This is a genomic window from Chitinophaga niabensis (assembly GCF_900129465.1).
In the GTDB taxonomy this organism is placed as follows: domain Bacteria; phylum Bacteroidota; class Bacteroidia; order Chitinophagales; family Chitinophagaceae; genus Chitinophaga; species Chitinophaga niabensis.
In genome coordinates this window covers 254,420-274,204 of record NZ_FSRA01000001.1, presented here as the reverse complement: position 1 = coordinate 274,204, position 19,785 = coordinate 254,420, and the positions used below count along the sequence as shown (strand labels likewise).

The following is a 19,785-nucleotide window of genomic DNA, read 5'->3' as shown; positions in this document are numbered from 1 at the left end:
GCTTCATCAAATTATACTTAACCTCAAAAAAAGTGAAGATGTCTACTGAAAAAAAACCACTGAACGGCTTTACCATTGCAGCCGGTGAAAAACAAGCGGTGAGCAATGTGCAAACCATCCGTACACAGGTGCTGCAAGACCGTACCCTCTTCAATATGCAGGCTGTAGGCCGCAACTATAAACTGGCGCAGGCTTATAAAAGCGTACGCAATCTGCAGATGATGGACCCTAACAACATTAAACTGAAAACCTACACTGAGTACCTGACCATCAACAAAAGGTTCCTGGACCTGGTGCCGCTTATCGAAGAAAAACCACGCCCTGTTTACCCTGCTAACGAAAGCTACCTGAACACATATACCTGGTTGCGTTTCCCCCGTGGCAAAGTATTGGTGCTGGTACATGATGATATCTATTCACAGGTAAAAGAAAAAGTGGAGCGCTATGTGCTGGACCTTGGCCGTGATGGTTACTGGGCCACCGTACATGTTGTAAGAGGCGGCAAACCTTCCACCATCCGCAACTACATCAAGGCCAAAGCTCCTGCAGGCGTAGTAATGGTAGGCGCTATCCCTGTTGCCTGGTTCGAAATGAGCGACGATTTTCATGGCGCCAGCTCTGAGTTCCCCTGCGATCTCTTTTACATGGACACCAATGGCACCTGGACGGATTCTGATGCTGATGGCAAATACAATTCCGTAAGCGGAGATGTAACCCCTGAAATATGGCTGGGCCGCATATGGACGCCTACCCTGAATGGTAACGACGTTGCCCTTATCAATAATTACTTCGACCGTAATCACCTTTTCCGTCTCGGGTCCCTTGGCCATTCCCGTTCGGCGCTCGCTTATGTGGAAGACGACTGGACCAGCTTCGACGATTGCGAAATGGACCTGATGACACCTGCTGCCTATATCACCAAATACACGAATCCTGACATCACAGATGCGGACCTTTACAAAACAGAAGTGAACAAAACACGTTCTTTCGTGCAGCTTTGCTCACATTCTTCCCCGCATGTGCATTCCTTCCGTGCAGATGGCTCAACAGAATGGATAGACCGCGCTTATTTCCGCGATGAACGTTGCCCGAATGCCAACTTCTACAACCTGTTCTGTTGCAGCACTGCCCGTTTCACGGAAAACGATTACCTCGGCGGCTGGTACATCTTTGACAAGGCCGGTGGAGAAACCAATATGGGCCTTACCGTAGTAGGCAGCACCAAAACCGGCTCTATGCTTTTCTTTGCTGACTTCTACGACCCTATCGGCAAAGGAAAATGTATCGGCGATGCGATGGTTGACTGGTGGAAAGCCCGCGGCACTGACCACGATCTTGGAGAAAGACAATGGTTCTATGGCATGAGCATCCTGGGAGATCCTACCCTCACCTGGTGGAAAGGTGCAATACCCCGCCCGCTGGAACCTGCTGAGGGCTCCGTTTTCAATCACTATCCCCGCAGCATGACGTTCAAATGGGCACCGGTAAATATTCCTGGTGTTACCTATAGCCTTGAAGTAGATGCCTATGGTGCTGTGAATGCAGGACAGTGGGCAGCACAGAGCTTCCGGAGCTTTGCGGTGTATCACAACATTACCGGTACTTCCTTTAATCACAACTTTGTGGGGGCACAACCCGGCAGATGGAGAGTGAGAGCTAAGATCGGTGACAGGTATTGCAACTGGAGCTGCTGGTGCTATTTCCGTTTTACAATTTGAGCAAAGTTCAGATATAGCCGAGAACACACAAAGGGCAGCCCCTCGTCGGACGAGGTGGCTGCTTTTTTTATTTGGCAATTTGAAATAATCTTTTACTTTTGCAGTCCTTTAATAGGATGCCCAGATGGCGAAATTGGTAGACGCACTGTGTTCAGGTCGCAGCGTTCGCAAGGATGTGCTGGTTCGAATCCAGTTCTGGGCACTAAAGAGGACAAATCGGGATGTATCCTGGTTTGTCCTCTTTTTATTTTGAAATTAAGGCATTGGGTTCCTCCAAATGAAAGTATTCGAAATAATTTAAAACTTTTTGTAACTTCCTCCCCTCATCTCTTTTTAACTACCATGATTACAAAAAGACAGATCCACAGATTCATTTGCCTGGGTATATTCACCAGCATTTCCACGACTACATTTTCCCAGCAATTGTTATGGGATAAGGGACAAACCTTTACCGAAGCACCCGATCCCGTAAAATCCGACGGGCAAAGCTGGCTTTCCGTAAAACCCGGCCTCCACACCTCCTTCGTTTCGATCGACAAACGTTTCGCTAAATCCGAAGCACCCGGCATTTCCATAGAAAAAGCCGTGCAACTGAAAGGATGGAAAGGAGAACGCCTGTCTGCTCAACTTTTACTCTGGACAACTGATTCCATCTCCGGTGTACAGGTACAGGTATCCGAACCAACTGCTGCAAACGGTAAAAAACTCGGCCCTGTGGCATACGCCCGTTTCGAACGATATATTATTACAGACACTTACGGACCTGGATGTGGCTGGCGCAAACCTGGTGATTTCCCCGCATCACTGTCACCCGACCTGCTCGATGACCTTTCTTCCTTCAACCTTGAAAAGAAAAAGGTACGTCCCGTTTGGATCACCGTGGAAATACCCCGCACTGCCGAAAAAGGCACTTATACCGCAAAAGTGCAGGTAAACACGCAGAAAGGCAAAACGCAGGAATTGAATTTAACCCTCGACGTAATAGATCACATCCTTCCGGACCCCTCAGCATGGACGTTCCACCTCGACCAGTGGCAACACCCTTCAGCCATTGCCCGCGTTAACAATGTGCCTGTATGGAGCGATGAACATTTCAGGGCCATGGAGCCACAAATGCGCATGCTGGCAAAACTGGGCCAGAAAGTAATCACCACCACCCTCAATAAAGATCCATGGCATGTGCAAACATTAGACCCTTACGAAGACATGATCATCTGGACGAAGGAAAAGAATGGCAGCTGGTCTTACGACTACAAGGTGTTCGATAAATGGGTTTCTTTTATGATGGACCTCGGGATTAAGAAAATGATCAATTGCTACTCCATCGTGCCCTGGAACAATGAAATTCATTATAAAGATGCTGCCACCGGCAAGTTCGTAAATGTGATGGCCAAACCCGGCACACCATCGTTCACTGAAATGTGGGAACCTTTCCTGAAAGATTTCGTAAAACACCTGCAGCAGAAAGGTTGGCTGGAGATCACCAATATTGCACTCGATGAACGGAACAAGGAGGAAATGGGACTGGCTTTTGCGCTGATCGAAAAAGCATCGCCCATGCTGAGCGTATCCTACGCCGACAATCAGAAAACTTACCAGCGTTATCCTAACAGTCGTGATGTAAGCACGGCCGTTCAACATCCCATTAGCACAAAAGATCTGACAGACCGTACCGCCAGGGGCCTTAACACCACGTTTTATGTGTATTGCGGCAACAATTTCCCTAATCAGTTCACCTTCTCGGACCCGGCAGAGTCTGCATACATGGGCTGGTATGCAATGGCCGCAGGCTATAACGGCGTATTACGCTGGGCATTCAATTCATGGGTGGAAAATCCGCTGGTAGATTCCCGTTTCCGGACATGGCCGGCCGGCGATACTTATATCGTGTATCCGCAGGCGCGCAGCTCCATCCGTTATGAGCGTTTGCTGGAAGGCATCCAGGATTACGAAAAAGTACGGGTTGTGAAAAAACTGCTGGAACAAAAGCAGGACAAGACGCAGCTTAATGCGCTGAATGCTGCTATCGCGAAACTGAACAACAACAAACGTCATGATGGCTGGAACGACGATCTCAATGCAGCCAAAAAACTATTGAATGATATTTCAGTATCGGTAGCGAAATAAAATATGTTATGTACAATCAAAAGCCTTGTAAATTAACTTTTACAAGGCTTTTTGCTTTAGTTGCGGGAATGGAGTCCCAGCTTATTTCCTTCGGTATCAAAAAAGAGGGCAAAGAAGCCCATTTCAGGACTGATCTCTGTTTTTGGGACGATGATCTCTCCCCCATTGGCTGCTACTTTGTCCAGGGTAGATTGTAAATCATTCCCTCCATTTAAATAAAGAACTGCACCATCTGTTGTTGGCTTGTAATCAGTTCCTTTTGCCAATACTACATTTACAGTTTCAGCATCACCTGGCAATAGGCCCATTTGCACACCGGCCATCTCTGTTTCTTCAATGCTAACCCCTAAAATTGCCTGATAAAAAGCTACTGCCCTGGAGAAATCCTCCACCGGAATTTCTATTATTGAAACTAAGTTCTTCATGCTTTCCTGTATTTATTACAGGCAAAATTACCGGGCTTTAATAGCAGAAAATTGTACAAATGCGACAGTCAATCTTTTTCGAAGATGGCAGCGGACAGTAACATTTCACTGTCTTCTAGGAAATCTTTGGGGCTTACGCCTGTAAATTCTTTAAAGTCCCTGATAAAGTGGGCCTGGTCGTAATATTCGCTGGTGTAAGCTATTTGCGTCAGGCTTTCAGATTGCCTGTTAAGGAGTATTTTTAAAGCAGTCTGCAATCTGATGATCTTGCCCAGTTGCTTGGGGCTAATGCCAATTAATTTTACAAACCTCCTTTCAAGCTGCCTCCTTTTTGATGGATCACCTTTGAGGATGGCATTTACCGGAACGTTCCCTTTTGTAGATAAAAGTGCGTCAATCGTGGCTTTTACGATATTGTCTATGGTTGCTTTACTGTTGAGTTTTTCCAGCAGGAAGGCTTCTGCTATTTCAATTCGTTCTTTTGTATCTGTTGCCTGAATGATCTTTTGTGTTAACACTTTCGCGGACTTTTTCCCGAATAACAGGTCTATAGGGGTTTCTTTGTTTGCCAGGTTTTTTATGGGTGTTGTTACAAAATTTGCGAAACCGTAAGGGTAAAAACGGACGGCAAAGGAATTGACATAACCTGTTGGTTCGATATAAAAGGGCTCGATAGTCTGGCCAAGTACCATTGCCCTGGGCTGAAGAATATATTCATCGTTGGAGGTGTATCGTTTGATATCGTCTCCGAGGATGAATGCCAGTTCAATGCAACCATCGGGGATGATGCGTTGCCTCCCGGCGCTTTCATCTGAGGGAACTTCCAGGGTCCAATAGCATTTTATGAGGGATTTCAGGTCCGGGTGCGGGTCGAATGTTTGATAGTTCATTGGTTAGTTCTGCGTTTTTAAATATAACAAAAAAGCTTGAGGCTGCGCCATATGTGGCTTATGTAAAGGGATCGCACTGATTCGAATCCGGTTCCGGGCACTTTAAAGAACTTTCCCGATCTTTAACCTATATGAAAATACTAATAACGATCCTTGGACTTTTGAATGGTGGCTATATGCTGCTTGATGGAATTTTTGTGATAGTTAGAGGGAAATTTATTGGCCCGGAAAAACCGGGTCCCTGGGCAAATCTCTTTTATAAACTTAACGTCAACGTTTTTAAGCTGGGGCCCCTGTTTATCACCTTTGGCCTGCTTTGGCTGATGTGGGTTTATAGTATATGGGCCAATCAACCCCGGGCCTATATACCGGGAATGCTGGTGTGTATACTATCACTATGGTATCTGCCCATTGGAACAATATTTTCGATCATTATCATTGCAGTATTGTTATTTGCTAAACAACGCGTTGGACTATGAAAGCAGATAATTATTATACCACCACCCTTCTGCCTTTAACAGAAGCCGATAAACAGGTAATTAAAAAGGCGATAAAACCTTATTACCAGGCGAATTTTATACTGATACCAATTTTAGCCGTTGTATTTTTCTTTGGGATATGGTACTTTCTCATCTCCCTGACCCTTGTGGTTTGCTATAATTTATTTGCCTTCTCCAGCATTAAGAAAAATGAGTTGTCATTAAGTAATCCCAAAACTATACTAACCGGCAAGATCACCTTAAAAGAGCCGCCCGGGGACGGAACGTTCATCTACATGGGCCAGGAAAGATTTGAGCTGACCTATGCCAATATTACTTTCCCGGTTGAGGCAGGCGATACGGTTTCCCTTCATTATTCACAGTTTAACGATAACCAGAGAGGTATTCTTCTTAAGGTAGAAAAGGGGATCTTATATCCCCAGGAAGTTGCCGATATGTTCAGCTAATAATTCAGGCGCTTCATTATTCTGCGGGGACAGATGGTGAAGGCCAGGCAGTAGCATCTGCGACCTTGGAATGACCTTTGGAAGTGAGGGTACTCATGAATATGCTTATGAAATGATATATTTGGGGTTTTATGGGCCTGGACCATCCATTGCCCGATGAACTTTAACCCAACACCATGCTGGACTCAGAACAATTACAATCGCTTTACGAACAGGGAAATTATAAGCAATGCCTGGAAGAACTAAATCTGCTGCTGCTTTTTAACACCCACGATACAACCGCTTTATTGCTGAAGGGCAAGTGCCTGTACCAGGTTGCCCTGAATGAAATCCAATCCGGCAATGAAGCAAACTTCACTTTTGCTGCCAATTGTTTTGAAGAAGTGCTTTCCCTTTCCCCTTCACATGAGGAAGCGATGACCTTTGCGGCCTATATCAACATCTTCATCACACAGGGAGATCTTCCTGCAGCTATCGGCTATTGCAGCCGGTTGCTTACTTCCGCCAATCCAATAACGCGGGCGAATGCACTTCGTTACCGCCAGGAGGCCTATTCCCTGACTGGTAAATTCGATCTGGTACTGAAAGATCTTGAAACACTGGCGGAACTGATCAGGGAAATTCATCAAAACAATCTGCCCGCCCTGGATCAGGAATCCGGCGATCTTTATTTCAGGAAGGGAATTATCCACCTGGAGAATTTTGCGGACCACAGCAAAGCACTGGAAGCCTTCCGGGAAGTACTGAAACACGGGCACGCAGATTTCAGCGCATATTGCCGGATAGCAGAAGTTGCGCTGGACCAGGGAGATTACGAGACAGGCGGAGAGGCCGCAGTCCTGGCCTTTTTTACTGACAGTCCGGATCCCGGAAATGAGCGGCTCACGCTTTACCATCTGATGGAAGCACTCAATAAAAAGGGCATTCACCATCCATCGCTGGTGAAAGCCATGTTCATTGGGCAGCGGATCTTTGCGGATGCAGTTGGTGCGGATACCACCGAATTGCTGAGCTTTGCCCGGCAATATATACAAATGTACCCGGATTGGTTCTGGGCCTGGCACTATGCCGGCGCCGCATTATATGATGCTGAAAACTACGAAGCCGCGCTGCCATACCTCGCAAAAAGCCTTGAACTGGGAGGCACTGCCATCGGGTTACAGCGCTACATTGAAACAGCGTACCATGTAAATGGGGAACTACCCCTTATCACAAAATGGCCTGAAGACCTTCCGATGTTCTATTACAACGCAGGCGTTAATTTCAACGAATTTGAGGCGTCGCTGGCCGGTACTCCCATTGCACCGGAGCTGCTGAAGATCAGGACCGGCTTCTACCGTATGTCTTATGATGGTTTCTACGATTATTTCTACAATAACAACGGAAAAGCCGGGTTCAGCGAAAGCCATATTTTCGCCATGTGCTGCAACAATTACGGTATTGCGCTGACGGATGGCGGAACTTACGACAAGGCTGCTGATGTACATAGGCTGGGGTATTCCATATCTCCTTTCTGGGAACAATCCAACAGTCTTGGAACCGCCCTGATGCTTTTGGGAAAGTACGAAGAGGCCATCGCAGCATTTGCCCGTGCCCTGGATGATGGCGGGCAATATCTGGACTTTGCAGACTATATCGAGTTAAAGGGAGAGATCCTGACCGCCTTGTCAAATCTCGGCCGTACCGAAGAACTGACAGCCCTTTTACAGCGTACGGAAGAGGAATACAATGATTTTATCGCTGAACACGGCTCTGGTCTTTCAGCAGAAGAGCGCTTCATTTTGAGTGAGCGGTATATTACTGTACAGAATGCCCGGCATGATCTGCTTAGCGGCGGCAGTATAGAAGATGCCGTGAGAGCCTGGCAGGAACAACTGGAAAAACACCCTGATGATAATTCAGCCTGGTATATGCTGATGCAAAACTACTTCCAGCTGAAAGACTATCAGCAGTGCATTGCCTGCGCCAACAATTATCTGTCAGTAAAAGCGGAGGCAATAAAACCCGAGTCTTTGCTAAAAGTACATTTCATGCGCGGCGTTTCTTATCTGCGGATTGAAAAATATGGGCAGGCTAAGGCTGAGCTGATTATGGTATTGAAGGGATGTGATCCTGCGGACGAGAGTGGCCGTGTAAGTATATGTGACGCCAATATGCACCTGGCAAAATGCAGTGCCATGTTGCAGCAATGGGAAGAATGCAAGACCTATGCCTGGGATGCCATTACCTGTTACAACGATAATGGCTGGAAATGGGACGATACATGTTTTGCCACCGCATTACATTATGCGGATGCGTGCATGGCAACCGGAGAAAAAAAGGCTGCTATCGGAACGGTGGATGTTGTACTTGGAATGGCGCCGAACAATGAAGATGCACTGAGCCGGAAAAAGGAATGGAAATCAGGTGGATTATTTTCATTTTTAAAGAAGAAATAATATACAGGAAAACCAGTAGAAAATAATTCATGGTTTTACTGTAGTAAGGTAAAAACAGTTATAAGGTAACTTTGGTAATATGATAATCAGAAAACCACACCCTTCCCGGATACTATTTACAGTCCTCATGGCTGCCACAACATTGTGCAAAGCGCAGACAGTGATCAAACCAGGAGACAATTCCTTTGATAAAAAATGGCTGAAAAACGGGACATATGAAATGGCTTGTTATTCCCTGGATGGAGCAGGAAATAAGACAGAAATCAGTACGTTTATATTTGAAATTAATACCAGCAGCGGCCCTTTGTCTATTTACACTACTTTGAAAGTGCCCGGTTCTGATGATCAATGGCTGGATACCAGTATAGTAGATGGAAATACCTTCAAACCCGTCTATCGTTCATCCTTTAGCAGGAACAGGGAGATGGTGCTGAAATACGATAAGGAGATCACAGGCTATCATTATGACAAACACACCAAGAAAAGAAATACCATAAAGGAACCTGTAAAAGAAGCTTTTTTCGACAATTACAGCTATCCCTATTTACTTGGGTTACTCCCGCTTTCTTCAGGGTATAATGCGGACATGACTGTATACGATTATAAACCCTCAAATACCACTAATATCAAGAAAACACTCATCCAGGAAGTGAAGAACAGCCTGCATGTCAGTGAGCTGACAGGTGAGCACAAAAGCTGGCAGGTGAGCGTTTATGAGGAGGCCACCGATGAAAAGTCTGAATATTATATTGATAAAGAAACCCGCAGGTTATGGAAAGTGGAGGTTTTCGCCAAGGGGCAGCATATTCTGATGGTGGATAAAGAAACAGATTATAATCCTTTCAAAAGTACCTTTGACAAGGCCGCCACTTTAAAACTATTGAAATCCGGCAGTGCTGTTATCAGCGGAGAAGCTTTTGCAAGGGATAACCAGAACGAAGGGGCACTTGGGGGAATAGCTGTAGTCAATATCAATAAGAAACAATATGCCCGGGCAGGCACGCAGATCGTGCTGATACCTTATACAGAATTCTTTAAGGAATGGATGAAACTGAATGAGGCATCCAGGAAAAAAGGAAGGGCCATTCCACTTCCGGCGGATGTGGCCGAATGTATGAAGGTAACAACTGTTTATGACGATAAAGGCCATTTTGAATTCGTAAACCTGATGCCCGGAGACTATATGGTCTATACAGAGTTTGGATATGTGCATACTTCCATACGGTCCGAAGTAACTGGCTATACGGATACCTACATAAACGGGCTGTACCAGGGTACAGCTACCCATACAACTTCCAACGCCTACAATGGCAATGCCGCCGCCACTATCAAAAAGGTGATAACTATCAAAAAAGAAGGGGAAAAAGTGGATATAAAGTTGAAGAAGACCCTCTGAATTTTCGTTTAGATATTATTGAAGCCCGCTCTGAGAGCGGGCTTTTTACTTCTATCCCCTTTTAATTTGTGACATTTCAGGTAATTTGGTGCAACTTTCCGTATAGGCGTTCGTCTTTATAAAGAATACAAAGTTTTATGCGCATCCTACACAAAATCCTCCTTGGCATTCTTATGCTGCAAGCCTCAGTAACCAGGGCACAAACGCCGGCTGAGAATTTATTGAGCAAATTAGCCGGCGGTGATTTCGAAATATCCCATTATAATACCGCCTGTTATTTCGCGCTTGCCGGTAAGGCTTCACTGGCCTTCCGGTATCTTGATAAAGCTATTGAAGAAGGTTATTCCAACACTTCTAATACGGAGAAGGACGAAGACCTGCTCTCCCTGCATGCCGATCCACGTTGGGCCCCTATGCTCAAGGAGATGGAAGGAAATCGCTTAAGGCAGCAAAAAACAGCCCGTACTTTCTTCAACCAAAAATCCTTTTGGGAATCGGAGCAGTTTAATACACCTTATCAATCCAATATTTCAGAGAATGAGAAAATAGCCGGTTTGTCTAAATTCTGGTCTGAGGTTAAATACAACTTCGTGAACTTTGATGTGGCACCGGAGGTGAACATCGATTCGCTCTATTTCACTTATTTGCCTAAAGTGCGGCTTTCTACTTCTACCAAAGAATATTATCAGCTGCTGTCTGAAATGGCAGCTGCCCTGCGCGATGGCCATACCAATGTGTATATGCCTCCGGCCCTTACCGACTCCGTATATGCAAGGCCGCTGGTTCGCACCAGGTTGATTGAAGAGAAGGTGGTGGTGATCGGTGTATACGATAAAGCGCTTGCTCTTAAGGTTGGGCAGGAGGTGTTGCAGGTAAACGGCATTCCCGTGAAAGAGTATGCTGCCCGTTATGTGACGCCTTACCAGAGCAGTTCTACCAGGCAGGATAAAATAGTACGTGGCTACGATTATGCCCTGTTTGCAGGTGCTTTGCATGAGCCAATAAGGTTGCAGGTCCGGGATGCCTCCGGTAAAGTGAGCGAACAGACTATCGCACGGGTTAAACCCGCTGAACGTTCAGCTGCTTTACAGGTGCCGGCTTTTGAGTACCGCCTGTTACCTGGCAATATTGCTTATGTTGCACTCAATACTTTTGGTAATGATTCTGCGGCTACTGCCTTCGCTGCGAAGTATGAAGAGATATCCAAAGCAAAAGCGGTTATTTTTGATGTGAGAAATAACGGGGGTGGCAATACGTCTGTGGGATGGGCTATTCTCCGGTATTTTGTAGATCAACCTGCCCTGGTGCATACTTCCTATACAAGAGACTATAAACCTACTTACCGGGCATGGGGCCGTAATCAACAACCGGACCTAAACAGGAACTGGTTTATGCCAGGTAAACAGCAACCCTACACCGGCCAGGTGATCGTATTAACCAGTGCGCGTACATTTTCTGCTGCGGAAGATTTTGTAGCGGCTTTTAAAACAATGAAACGCGGGGTGGTAATAGGAGAAGCTACCGGTGGAAGTTCCGGGCAACCGATGTTGATTACGTTGCCGGGTAATGGTACTGCGCGGATCTGTACGAAACGCGATATGCTGGGGGATGGGACGGAGTTTGTGGGTGTGGGGATTCAGCCTGATAAGGTAGTGAGCCCTACTGTTAGTGATGTGCGTAAGGGATTGGATACAGAGCTGCAGGCAGCTGTTCAGTTAATATCGGGCAGGAAATAGTTCATTCCACAATGGTCGCTTAAACAAAATCCGGTAGAACACACAGTCCCCTCTACCGGATCGCTTCGAACTTAACTGAAAATCCACTATTCAATAAATATTTCCCTGATCCGGGGCACAAGAAGACAGCAGCCGGTTCTGTTGCCTGCCAACCCTGCCAACTTTATTTTATTCAAGTTCATATCGCATCTCAGTCAGGATCTGCTTAAACCCCGCCTTCTCATACGCCCTCACTGCAGCATTATTCTCCGTATAAACTTCCAGCCTTACTTCTTTAACCCCCTTGGATTTCACCCACGTCTTCAGCCCTTCTATCAATTGCTGATTCAACCCCTGCCCCCTATATTCAGGCAACACGTACATAAATCCAAGATGAGCATATTCTTTATATATCAGGTAAGGTTTTGCAGGCCGGATCTGTGCATAACCACAGCCAACCAGCTTACCATCCACCTCCAGTACCAGCAGTTCGGAATTATCCCGTTCCATCAATTCTTTGAGGTCATAATAAATAAGATCCCCCTCCTGTAAGGTCACATCAAAAGGTCTTTCAGCATTCACCAACAACTGTAAGAATTCAGCCAGAACGGGAAGATCATTAAAAGCAGCAGGTCTTGTGATAACGGTACTCATAACAGCGAAATTAAACCAATATAAAGTAACTTGTAAAGACAATGAACAATCATTTCTATTATAAATTCATCGAACCGGACAAATCCGTAGCTGACTTTGTAGAAAACATCGGGATGTTTCATAACCCTACAGATGAAGCAAAAGAGGTTATTGTAATCCCTGATGGAAGGATAGATCTGTTTTTCACGCAATCTCTCACGGAGCCTTTCCATGTTTTACTGATGGGCCTGGAAACCGAACCTGAGCAAAGAACCGTTCTCCCCCAAACGCTCACTTTCTCCATTAGCTTTAAACCCCTTGCAGTTGAATATATCCTCCCCACCCCTATCGCCGGTTTTTTAAACAGCGCCAAAGAGCTGCCCAATGATTTTTGGGATTTCAGTGCGGATGATCTGAAGGACTTTGATGCATTCTATAAGAAAGCGCACCAAAAGATCGCAGTACCAAAAGAGATCGATGAACGAAAACGAAAACTTTTCGAATTAATCTATTCAAGCAACGGCGAAATGACCATCAAGGAACTTTCGGAAAAGGTATTCTGGAGCAGCAGACAGATGAACCGCTATTTCAACCAGCAATTCGGCCTTTCTTTAAAAGCATTCTGCAAGATCCTGCGCTTCAGGGCATCGCTGGAACATATTGCGCAGGGAAAACTCTTCCCTGAACTGAACTTCGCAGACCAAAACCATTTCATCAAAGAAATAAAGAAATTCTCCGGCGTAGTGCCGAAAGAACTTTTCAGAAACAAAAACGACCGATTTGTACTATTATCCGTTCTAAAGCAGAAGTAGCTTTGCTGCATGTTATTACAGAATAAAGAGATCGCCATCGTTGGCGGCGGCCCCGGCGGGCTTACATTAGCAAGGCTTTTACAGCTCAAAGGTGCAAACATAAAAGTCTATGAACGGGATCTGAACAAAGATGCCCGTGTACAGGGTTCGCCGCTGGACCTGCATGATGAGTCCGGACTGGCGGCTATCATTAAAGCTGGTCTTTTAAATGAGTTTAAGAAGAATTACATGCCTGGTGCGGACAGGCTGACTATCACCAATGAGCAGGCCGAAATCTTTCACAGCGACCACGAAACCAAACCGGAAGAAAACTTTGGCTATGAGCACTTTCGCCCGGAAATAGACCGTGGTGTATTAAGAAAGATCTTATTAGCATCCCTGCAGCCGGGAACGGTGGTTTGGAACAATCATTTCCTTTCCATGGAAGCACAAAAAGAGGGCTGGCTGCTGCATTTCAAAAACGGCACATCAGCCTATGCAGATCTTGTGATCGCTGCGGATGGCGCCAATTCTAAGATCCGCCCGTACATCACCGATATCAAACCTTTTTACTCGGGAATTACCATGCTGGAGGGAAATGTCTATGACGCAGCAAACAGCACACCTCAGATTGCGGCATTGCTCAGAGGCGGCAAGATCATGGCCTTTGGAAATAAGAAGGATATTTTAATGGGACAAAAAGGCAATGGGGAAATAGGCTTTTATGCGAGCTTCAAAACGGATGAAAACTGGGCAAAAGATAACGGCCTGGATTATACGGATAATGCCCAAATGTTGGCCTGGTTCAAAAGGGACTACCCGGAATGGAGCAGCATTTGGTACGAACTGTTCGAAAATGCGGTAACACCATTTATCCCAAGGCCCATATATTGCATGCCCTTAGATCAAACCTGGAAATCCCTGCCCAACGTAACCATGCTGGGTGACGCCGCTCATGTAATGCCACCTTTTGCAGGAGAAGGAGTGAACATGGCCATGCTGGATGCCCTGGAACTGAGTGAATATTTAACATCCGGAGAACAGGATGCCATAGCCAGGTATGAAGTCAATATGCGCAAAAGGGCCGCCATTATGGCAAAAGAATCACTTGAAAACGGGGAGCGTATGCACTCGGAAGATGCTTTAAATACAATGTTGCGCTTTTTTGAGGGACACTGATACCAATTTATATTGGGGGTTGCTATCTTATAGAGAAAAGGATATTCGTTTTCTATTATAAGGTAGTTTGGCCTTTTCGGTTTTGCTCTTCCAGTTTGATATTCTCCAGTACCTTTTCATACCTGCTCCTTTTTCTCGAAGACGCTATTATCGTAAGAATTCCACTCAGCAGTAACATAATTCCCAGGAAAGAAAAATACTTTATTTCGATCGTTACAAGAATTGCTGCCACTCCGAGTATCGATATCACCCAACCGGTTATGATCCCGGTTCTGGCATCCTCTATTAAGTTCTTAGCCCCTTCATCCAGCCTGTTTACAATTATATTTGAGTATTCCTCATTTATTCCTTTTTCTATAAGTCCGACATAAATATCATAATCCCTGCTTCCCTTCTCCTTTTGTGAAAAAGCAAATGCAATCGCATCTGCATAAAGATCATTATTCAACTGATCGGCAGCCCGCTCTTTATTGATACTGGCCCTTAGAATAATTTCATGTTCAATTGCTGCAAGTTGATCTGCCCCCATGTTTCGCTTCTTAAGTTCCTCTCTCAAAATAAGAAAAGCATCTCCACTGAGCTTTAGCCCTTCTTCTTTCAGAAAGGTCAGTATTTCGGCATCATTCATCCGGGTATAGGCTTCCCTGATTCTAACTGGATCCATAATAAGGCAAGGTATTCAAAATCAGGAAACAGGCAAAACGCCTATCTTTTAAAATACTCCCCTTGCATAAAAAAAATTTACTATTTTAGTCAGAATCTACAATCTCACGTTTATGACTAACGACGTTAACAAAAGCGCACTTTTCAACGGTAGTTGTTTTGCCCTCATCACAACTGCCTTCACCTTTGCCATCAGAGCAGGCATCCTGCCCCAGCTCGGCCAGCAGTTCAACCTGACAGCCGAAGAACTGGGTTTCATCAATTCCATGTGGTTCCTGGGATTCCCTATTTCCATGATCATAGGCGGGTTGGTATACCACAGTTTTGGCCCCAGGAATATCATGCGGGTGGCATTTGTGGCCCATACCTTAGGAATTATACTCACTATTTATGCCACGGGTTATGCCGGTCTCCTTATTTCCACGCTGTTCATCGGTTTCGGGAACGGGTGTACAGAGGCCGCCTGTAACCCCATGATCGCAGATCTCTGGTCCGGCGTGAAAATGAACAAAATGCTGAACAGGTTCCATATGTGGTTCCCCGGAGGTATCGTGATCGGCAGCCTGATCTCCAAATTCATGACCGATGCTCATTTAAGCTGGCAGCTGCAAATGTGGGTACTCATGATCCCCACTGTTATATATGCTTTCCTGTTCTATGGCAAAACTTTCCCTAAAGCACAGGTAGAAGGAGCTGCTTCATTGTCAGAGAACCTCAAAGCCATGATATCTCCCCTCTATATATTCCTGTTCTGCTGCATGGCACTTACGGCGATAACAGAATTCGGCCCGCAGCAATGGGTAGGCCTTATTATGGCCAGCAGCGGTGCCAGCCCAATGCTCATCCTGGCATTGGTTACTGGTTTAATGGCTGTAGGCAGATATTTTGCAGGCCCCGCTGTAGCAAAACTAGGACAAACAGGTGTACTGCTGGGTTCAGCTATTTTTGCCACCATCGGCATTTACCTGTTCAGTACAGTAACAGGCCCGCTGGTATACCTGGCGGCTATATGTTTTGCCATAGGCGTTTGTTATTTCTGGCCAACCATGGTTGGAGCGGTAGCACAGAGAGTTCCATTGAGCGGAGCTTTAGGTATGTCCATCATTGGAGGTGTAGGGATGTTCTCTACATCCATCTTCCAACCCATCATCGGCAGATGGATCGATAAGGCTACTGCAGAAAGTGCAGCAAAAGGATTGACCGGAGATGCATTAACACTCACTGCAGGACAGGAAACACTGGCAAAGATCACTATATTCCCTGCCATCCTGATCGTACTGTTTATTGTACTATTTATCTGGCAAAGAAAAAATAAAACAGAAGGTGCCGTAGCCGGGCATTAATGCTAAAGGCCACGCATCAAAAAAAATAAACCCGCTCCCTGAGTGGGTTTATTTTTATCACTAAATTGAACCCATGAAACGAACTACAAAGATCCTGGCAGGGCTCTTCCTGCTCATGTTCTCACAGGATACTAACGCACAGAACACCTACCAGAACCCGCTGGCGGTAGAATTTGGAGACCCTTATGTGCTGCATGTAAAAGGCGACAAATATTATATGTACGGAACCGGTGGTGCCAAAAACGGATTTGCCGCTTATTCCTCAACCGACCTGGTGAACTGGAAAAACGAAGGCCAGGTATGGCATGCCGGCAACAGGAACGGCTGGAGTGATTCTACTGCTGCATGGGGCGGAGCATACTGGGCACCTGAAGTGTATGAATACAAAGGCAAATTTTACATCTTCTACAGTGCACAATGGAAAGAAAATCCTACGAAAGAACTCGAGAACTTTCGTGTTGGTGTAGCCGTGGCAGATCATCCCACAGGGCCATTTACAGACCTGGATACCAAACCCATTTTTGATCCCGGCTACCCTATTATTGATGCCAATGTACTTTTCGATAAAAGCGGAAAAATCTACTTATACTACTCCCGCTGCTGTTACAAACATGAGGTGGAGAGCGAAGTAGCCACATGGGCAAAAGAAAAGGGATGGTTTGACAAGATAGAGGAAAGCTGGGTATACGGCGTTGAATTAAAACCTGATTTCAGCGGCGTAATAGGTGAGCCGGTGTTGTGTTTACGTCCTCCTGTAAAAATGAGCGATAAACAGGCAGAGTGGGAAAGCCGCTCTGTTACGTCGAAAGAAGTGAATCGCAGGTGGACGGAAGGGTCTGTTATCTTCAAAAAAGGAGATACCTACTATATGATGTACTCTGCCAATTATTTCGGCGGCAGGAACTATGCTGTGGGTTATGCCACTTCTAAAAGCCCGCTGGGCCCTTTTAAAAAAGCAGCCAACAATCCTGTTCTGCAGAAAAACGGCGGCATAGTAACGGGAACAGGCCATAACAGCATCACTTACTCACCTGACGGGAAGGAGATGTTCTGCGTCTATCATGCCCGCACCTCCGCCACAGGCGACAAACGGGTGGTTTTCATTGACAGGATGAAGATCTTAAAAGACGGAAAACTTATTGTAGAAGGGCCAACTACTGCACCACAGGCAATACCTGCAGGCAAATAGCCAATGCCGGTATTTTAACTAAATCAGCCACTATATTAACAATTGCGACCACGAAGGAATTCAGCACGTATCTTTAGGGATACTCTTTATTTATTTCGTATGAAAAGGTCATTATTAATTTTATTCGTGGGCATCACATTGCATGCCCACGCCCAGCAATCTACCATAGCAGTGCCGGCCAATGCTTCGCCGGAAGAGGTCATCCGCAAGGCAGCACATGTAGTGCCCACTGCCAACCAGTACGCAGCACTGCAAAATGAGTTTATAGCATTTATACATTTCGGCCCGAATACTTTTACGCGGATGGAGTGGGGCAATGGTAAGGAAGATCCTTCCATTTTTGCCCTGCAAACCCTCGATACTGATCAATGGTGCGCGGCTATGAAAGCAGCAGGCATGAAAATGGTGATCCTTACTGTTAAACACCACGATGGCTTTGTGCTCTGGCAGAGCCGTTATACACAGCACGGCATCATGAGTACCCCGTTCCAAAACGGGAAAGGCGATATACTTCGTAACCTTTCTGCCTCCTGCAAAAAATACGGATTGAAGCTGGGCATCTACCTTTCACCGGCAGATCTGTTCCAGATTGAAAACCCTCAGGGCCTGTATGGCAACCTTAGCAGGTATACGAAAAGAACTATCCCGAGAGCTGTTCCGGGCCGTCCGTTTGCCAACAAAACCACTTTTGAGTTTGAGGTAGACGACTACAATGAATATTTCCTCAACCAGCTTTTTGAACTGCTCACGGAATATGGGCCTGTACACGAAGTGTGGTTCGATGGCGCACATCCTAAAACCAAAGGCGGCCAGCAGTATAATTATACCGCCTGGAAAAAGCTGATCCATACCCTGGCCCCGAAGGCTGTGATCTTCGGAAAGGAAGATATACGCTGGTGTGGTAACGAATCTGGTAAAACGCGGGCAGAGGAATGGAATATCATCCCTTATTCCTCCAATCCCAATACGGCCACACACTTTCCGGACATGACGAAGGACTCCCTGGGCCAGCGCTCCGAATTATTGCATGCTGCATTCCTCCATTACCAGCAGGCAGAAACCAATACTTCCATCCGGGAAGGCTGGTTTTACCGGGATGATACCCGGCAAAAAGTACGCAGTGCAGATGATGTGTTTGATATTTACGAACGTTCAGTAGGCGGCAATTCCACCTTCCTGCTGAATATACCTCCCAACCGCAGTGGACGCTTCTCTCCCGCAGATTCTGCTGTACTGCTGGAAACCGGCCGCAGGATAAAAGCCACTTATGGCAGCAACCTGTTCAAAGGCGCAAAAGGTCCGCAGGCTATGCTGGATGGCAACGCCGGAACAGCATTCCAATTAAAGGCAGAAACCGGCACCATCGAAATTTCAACTCCAGCCCCGGTAACCATTAACCGCATCATGCTGCAGGAAGCTGTGCGTACACAGAGTGAACGCGTGGAAAAACATGCGGTAGATGCATGGATAAACGGAGAATGGAAAGAAATTGCACACTCCGCGAACATTGGTTACAAACGCATCCTGCGCTTCCCTGATATAACGGCAAGCCGCTTCAGGTTGCGTATCACAGCTTCCCGCCTGGCACCGGCTATCAGTCACATTTCCGCACATTACTTCAAAAGCCGCCCGCCACAGTTGTCGATCACGCAGTCTGCCGATGGCATGATAAATATTGAACCTTTACAACAGGAATTTAACTGGAAACCTCATGGCGAAAATGCGGTAAAAAACCTTGCTGCCAGTTTCGACATTTACTACAGCACCGATGGCAGCGCACCCGCTACAAAATATGCGGGACCGTTCCGCATGCAGCCTGGTGAAGTGAAGGCAATTTCCGTACAGGGGGAAGAAAAAAGCGATGTATTTAGCCAGGCAATAGGCCTTGCCAAACAAAACTGGAAACTGGTGAACTTCAGCAGTGAGCGCAACCGGCGGCCAGCTACCGCAGCATTTGATGCCAACACCAAAACGTTCTGGCAATCTGCGGATAGCACCTCCCACAATATCATCATCAACCTGGGTGCGCAGCATCAGCTGAAGGGCTTTGCTTATACACCGCAAACTGTAAATGCAGAAGGGATGATGGAGAAAGGAAAGATAATGGTGAGCAACGATGGGCAACAATGGAAACAGGCAGGGGATTTTATGTTCGGGAACCTCATTAATGATCCCTCTATCCGATATTATTATTTCCAAACACCGGTTTCAGCGAAGTATGTTAAAATAGAAGCGACAGCAATAGCAGGCGGCAGCCGGTCGTTAACTATTGCAGAACTGGATTTCTTTGAATAGTGGCACAATTAAAAAAGGCTTGTAATCAATACAAGCC

16 protein-coding genes and 1 tRNA gene are annotated in these 19,785 nt (G+C 46.1%); 13 read left to right on the top strand and 4 right to left on the bottom strand.

The genetic code is table 11. The annotated features are described in order from the left end of the window. The first annotated feature begins 38 nt into the window (after positions 1-38). From BUR42_RS01170 to BUR42_RS01160, 3 genes are all read left to right on the top strand, one after another. Entirely contained in the window at positions 39-1,718 is a 1,680-nt protein-coding gene (locus tag BUR42_RS01170) for a C25 family cysteine peptidase (RefSeq protein ID WP_074237346.1), read from the top strand. A 118-nt stretch (positions 1,719-1,836) separates the two neighbouring features. Beyond that, positions 1,837-1,920: transfer RNA gene (locus BUR42_RS01165), tRNA-Leu, on the top strand. Between the two features lie 140 nt (positions 1,921-2,060). Next, positions 2,061-3,845 carry a DUF4091 domain-containing protein gene (locus tag BUR42_RS01160; protein WP_074237345.1) on the top strand — a complete coding sequence of 595 codons (1,785 nt, stop codon included), beginning with the start codon at positions 2,061-2,063 and terminating at the stop codon, positions 3,843-3,845. Positions 3,846-3,901: 56 nt separating this feature from the next. Here BUR42_RS01160 and BUR42_RS01155 read toward each other — a convergent pair whose 3' ends face one another. Both BUR42_RS01155 and BUR42_RS01150 read right to left on the bottom strand, forming a co-directional pair. Continuing rightward, positions 3,902-4,270 (bottom strand): VOC family protein, encoded by a 369-nt coding sequence (locus BUR42_RS01155; protein ID WP_074237344.1) that lies wholly within the window; start codon positions 4,268-4,270, stop codon positions 3,902-3,904. 68 nt (positions 4,271-4,338) lie between these two features. Then, a complete protein-coding gene (locus BUR42_RS01150) occupies positions 4,339-5,160 on the bottom strand; it encodes an AraC family transcriptional regulator (protein WP_074237343.1) in 822 nt (273 codons plus the stop codon). Between the two features lie 131 nt (positions 5,161-5,291). Here BUR42_RS01150 and BUR42_RS01145 point away from each other — a divergent pair, with 131 nt between their 5' ends. The 5 genes from BUR42_RS01145 to BUR42_RS01125 all read left to right on the top strand — a co-directional run bounded on the left by BUR42_RS01145 (position 5,292) and on the right by BUR42_RS01125 (position 11,676). After that, positions 5,292-5,639, top strand: coding sequence for a hypothetical protein (locus BUR42_RS01145; RefSeq protein WP_074237342.1), 348 nt, complete (start codon positions 5,292-5,294; stop codon positions 5,637-5,639). Next, complete coding sequence (locus BUR42_RS01140; RefSeq protein WP_074237341.1) at positions 5,636-6,106, top strand: hypothetical protein; 471 nt, start codon at positions 5,636-5,638, stop codon at positions 6,104-6,106. Before BUR42_RS01145 ends, BUR42_RS01140 begins: the two co-directional genes overlap by 4 nt. Before the next feature lie 176 nt (positions 6,107-6,282). Next, positions 6,283-8,544, top strand: coding sequence for a tetratricopeptide repeat protein (locus tag BUR42_RS01135; protein WP_074237340.1), 2,262 nt, complete (start codon positions 6,283-6,285; stop codon positions 8,542-8,544). Positions 8,545-8,623: 79 nt separating this feature from the next. Further along, positions 8,624-9,940: a DUF3108 domain-containing protein gene (locus BUR42_RS01130; protein ID WP_143197293.1), complete on the top strand. Its 1,317-nt coding sequence runs from the start codon at positions 8,624-8,626 to the stop codon at positions 9,938-9,940. A gap of 173 nt (positions 9,941-10,113) precedes the next feature. Beyond that, the gene (locus BUR42_RS01125; protein WP_159442189.1) at positions 10,114-11,676 is read left to right on the top strand and encodes a S41 family peptidase; all 1,563 of its coding nucleotides are present in this window, start codon (positions 10,114-10,116) and stop codon (positions 11,674-11,676) included. A gap of 168 nt (positions 11,677-11,844) precedes the next feature. Here the strand turns inward: BUR42_RS01125 and BUR42_RS01120 are convergent, their stop codons facing one another. Continuing rightward, on the bottom strand, positions 11,845-12,309 hold the full coding sequence (locus tag BUR42_RS01120; protein WP_074237337.1) for a GNAT family N-acetyltransferase: 465 nt from the start codon (positions 12,307-12,309) through the stop codon (positions 11,845-11,847). A gap of 41 nt (positions 12,310-12,350) precedes the next feature. Between BUR42_RS01120 and BUR42_RS01115 the strand changes: the two genes are divergently transcribed. Together BUR42_RS01115 and BUR42_RS01110 are read left to right on the top strand one after the other, a co-directional pair. Further along, positions 12,351-13,100, top strand: a complete 750-nt coding sequence (locus BUR42_RS01115) for a helix-turn-helix domain-containing protein (protein ID WP_074237336.1) — start codon at positions 12,351-12,353, stop codon at positions 13,098-13,100. A 9-nt stretch (positions 13,101-13,109) separates the two neighbouring features. Next, a complete protein-coding gene (locus tag BUR42_RS01110; RefSeq protein ID WP_074237335.1) occupies positions 13,110-14,258 on the top strand; it encodes an FAD-dependent oxidoreductase in 1,149 nt (382 codons plus the stop codon). 55 nt (positions 14,259-14,313) lie between these two features. On the opposite strand, the gene BUR42_RS01105 is transcribed toward BUR42_RS01110, so the two are convergent. Continuing rightward, the gene (locus BUR42_RS01105; RefSeq protein ID WP_074237334.1) at positions 14,314-14,922 is read right to left on the bottom strand and encodes a hypothetical protein; all 609 of its coding nucleotides are present in this window, start codon (positions 14,920-14,922) and stop codon (positions 14,314-14,316) included. Between the two features lie 112 nt (positions 14,923-15,034). Here BUR42_RS01105 and BUR42_RS01100 point away from each other — a divergent pair, with 112 nt between their 5' ends. From BUR42_RS01100 to BUR42_RS01090, 3 genes are all read left to right on the top strand, one after another. After that, positions 15,035-16,264: an MFS transporter gene (locus BUR42_RS01100; RefSeq protein ID WP_074237333.1), complete on the top strand. Its 1,230-nt coding sequence runs from the start codon at positions 15,035-15,037 to the stop codon at positions 16,262-16,264. Between the two features lie 73 nt (positions 16,265-16,337). After that, positions 16,338-17,453 (top strand): glycoside hydrolase family 43 protein, encoded by a 1,116-nt coding sequence (locus BUR42_RS01095; protein ID WP_074237332.1) that lies wholly within the window; start codon positions 16,338-16,340, stop codon positions 17,451-17,453. A gap of 99 nt (positions 17,454-17,552) precedes the next feature. Next, the gene (locus BUR42_RS01090; RefSeq protein ID WP_074237331.1) at positions 17,553-19,748 is read left to right on the top strand and encodes an alpha-L-fucosidase; all 2,196 of its coding nucleotides are present in this window, start codon (positions 17,553-17,555) and stop codon (positions 19,746-19,748) included. Positions 19,749-19,785 lie beyond the last annotated feature (37 nt).

Excerpts from the sequence above, each read along its gene's own strand:
- BUR42_RS01170 (WP_074237346.1), top strand. The coding sequence starts at position 39 with ATGTCTACTGAAAAAAAACCACTGAACGGCTTTACCATTGCAGCCGGT.
- BUR42_RS01160 (WP_074237345.1), top strand. The coding sequence starts at position 2,061 with ATGATTACAAAAAGACAGATCCACAGATTCATTTGCCTGGGTATATTC.
- BUR42_RS01155 (WP_074237344.1), bottom strand. The coding sequence starts at position 4,270 with ATGAAGAACTTAGTTTCAATAATAGAAATTCCGGTGGAGGATTTCTCC.
- BUR42_RS01150 (WP_074237343.1), bottom strand. The coding sequence starts at position 5,160 with ATGAACTATCAAACATTCGACCCGCACCCGGACCTGAAATCCCTCATA.
- BUR42_RS01145 (WP_074237342.1), top strand. The coding sequence starts at position 5,292 with ATGAAAATACTAATAACGATCCTTGGACTTTTGAATGGTGGCTATATG.
- BUR42_RS01140 (WP_074237341.1), top strand. The coding sequence starts at position 5,636 with ATGAAAGCAGATAATTATTATACCACCACCCTTCTGCCTTTAACAGAA.
- BUR42_RS01135 (WP_074237340.1), top strand. The coding sequence starts at position 6,283 with ATGCTGGACTCAGAACAATTACAATCGCTTTACGAACAGGGAAATTAT.
- BUR42_RS01130 (WP_143197293.1), top strand. The coding sequence starts at position 8,624 with ATGATAATCAGAAAACCACACCCTTCCCGGATACTATTTACAGTCCTC.
- BUR42_RS01125 (WP_159442189.1), top strand. The coding sequence starts at position 10,114 with ATGCTGCAAGCCTCAGTAACCAGGGCACAAACGCCGGCTGAGAATTTA.
- BUR42_RS01120 (WP_074237337.1), bottom strand. The coding sequence starts at position 12,309 with ATGAGTACCGTTATCACAAGACCTGCTGCTTTTAATGATCTTCCCGTT.
- BUR42_RS01115 (WP_074237336.1), top strand. The coding sequence starts at position 12,351 with ATGAACAATCATTTCTATTATAAATTCATCGAACCGGACAAATCCGTA.
- BUR42_RS01110 (WP_074237335.1), top strand. The coding sequence starts at position 13,110 with ATGTTATTACAGAATAAAGAGATCGCCATCGTTGGCGGCGGCCCCGGC.
- BUR42_RS01105 (WP_074237334.1), bottom strand. The coding sequence starts at position 14,922 with ATGGATCCAGTTAGAATCAGGGAAGCCTATACCCGGATGAATGATGCC.
- BUR42_RS01100 (WP_074237333.1), top strand. The coding sequence starts at position 15,035 with ATGACTAACGACGTTAACAAAAGCGCACTTTTCAACGGTAGTTGTTTT.
- BUR42_RS01095 (WP_074237332.1), top strand. The coding sequence starts at position 16,338 with ATGAAACGAACTACAAAGATCCTGGCAGGGCTCTTCCTGCTCATGTTC.
- BUR42_RS01090 (WP_074237331.1), top strand. The coding sequence starts at position 17,553 with ATGAAAAGGTCATTATTAATTTTATTCGTGGGCATCACATTGCATGCC.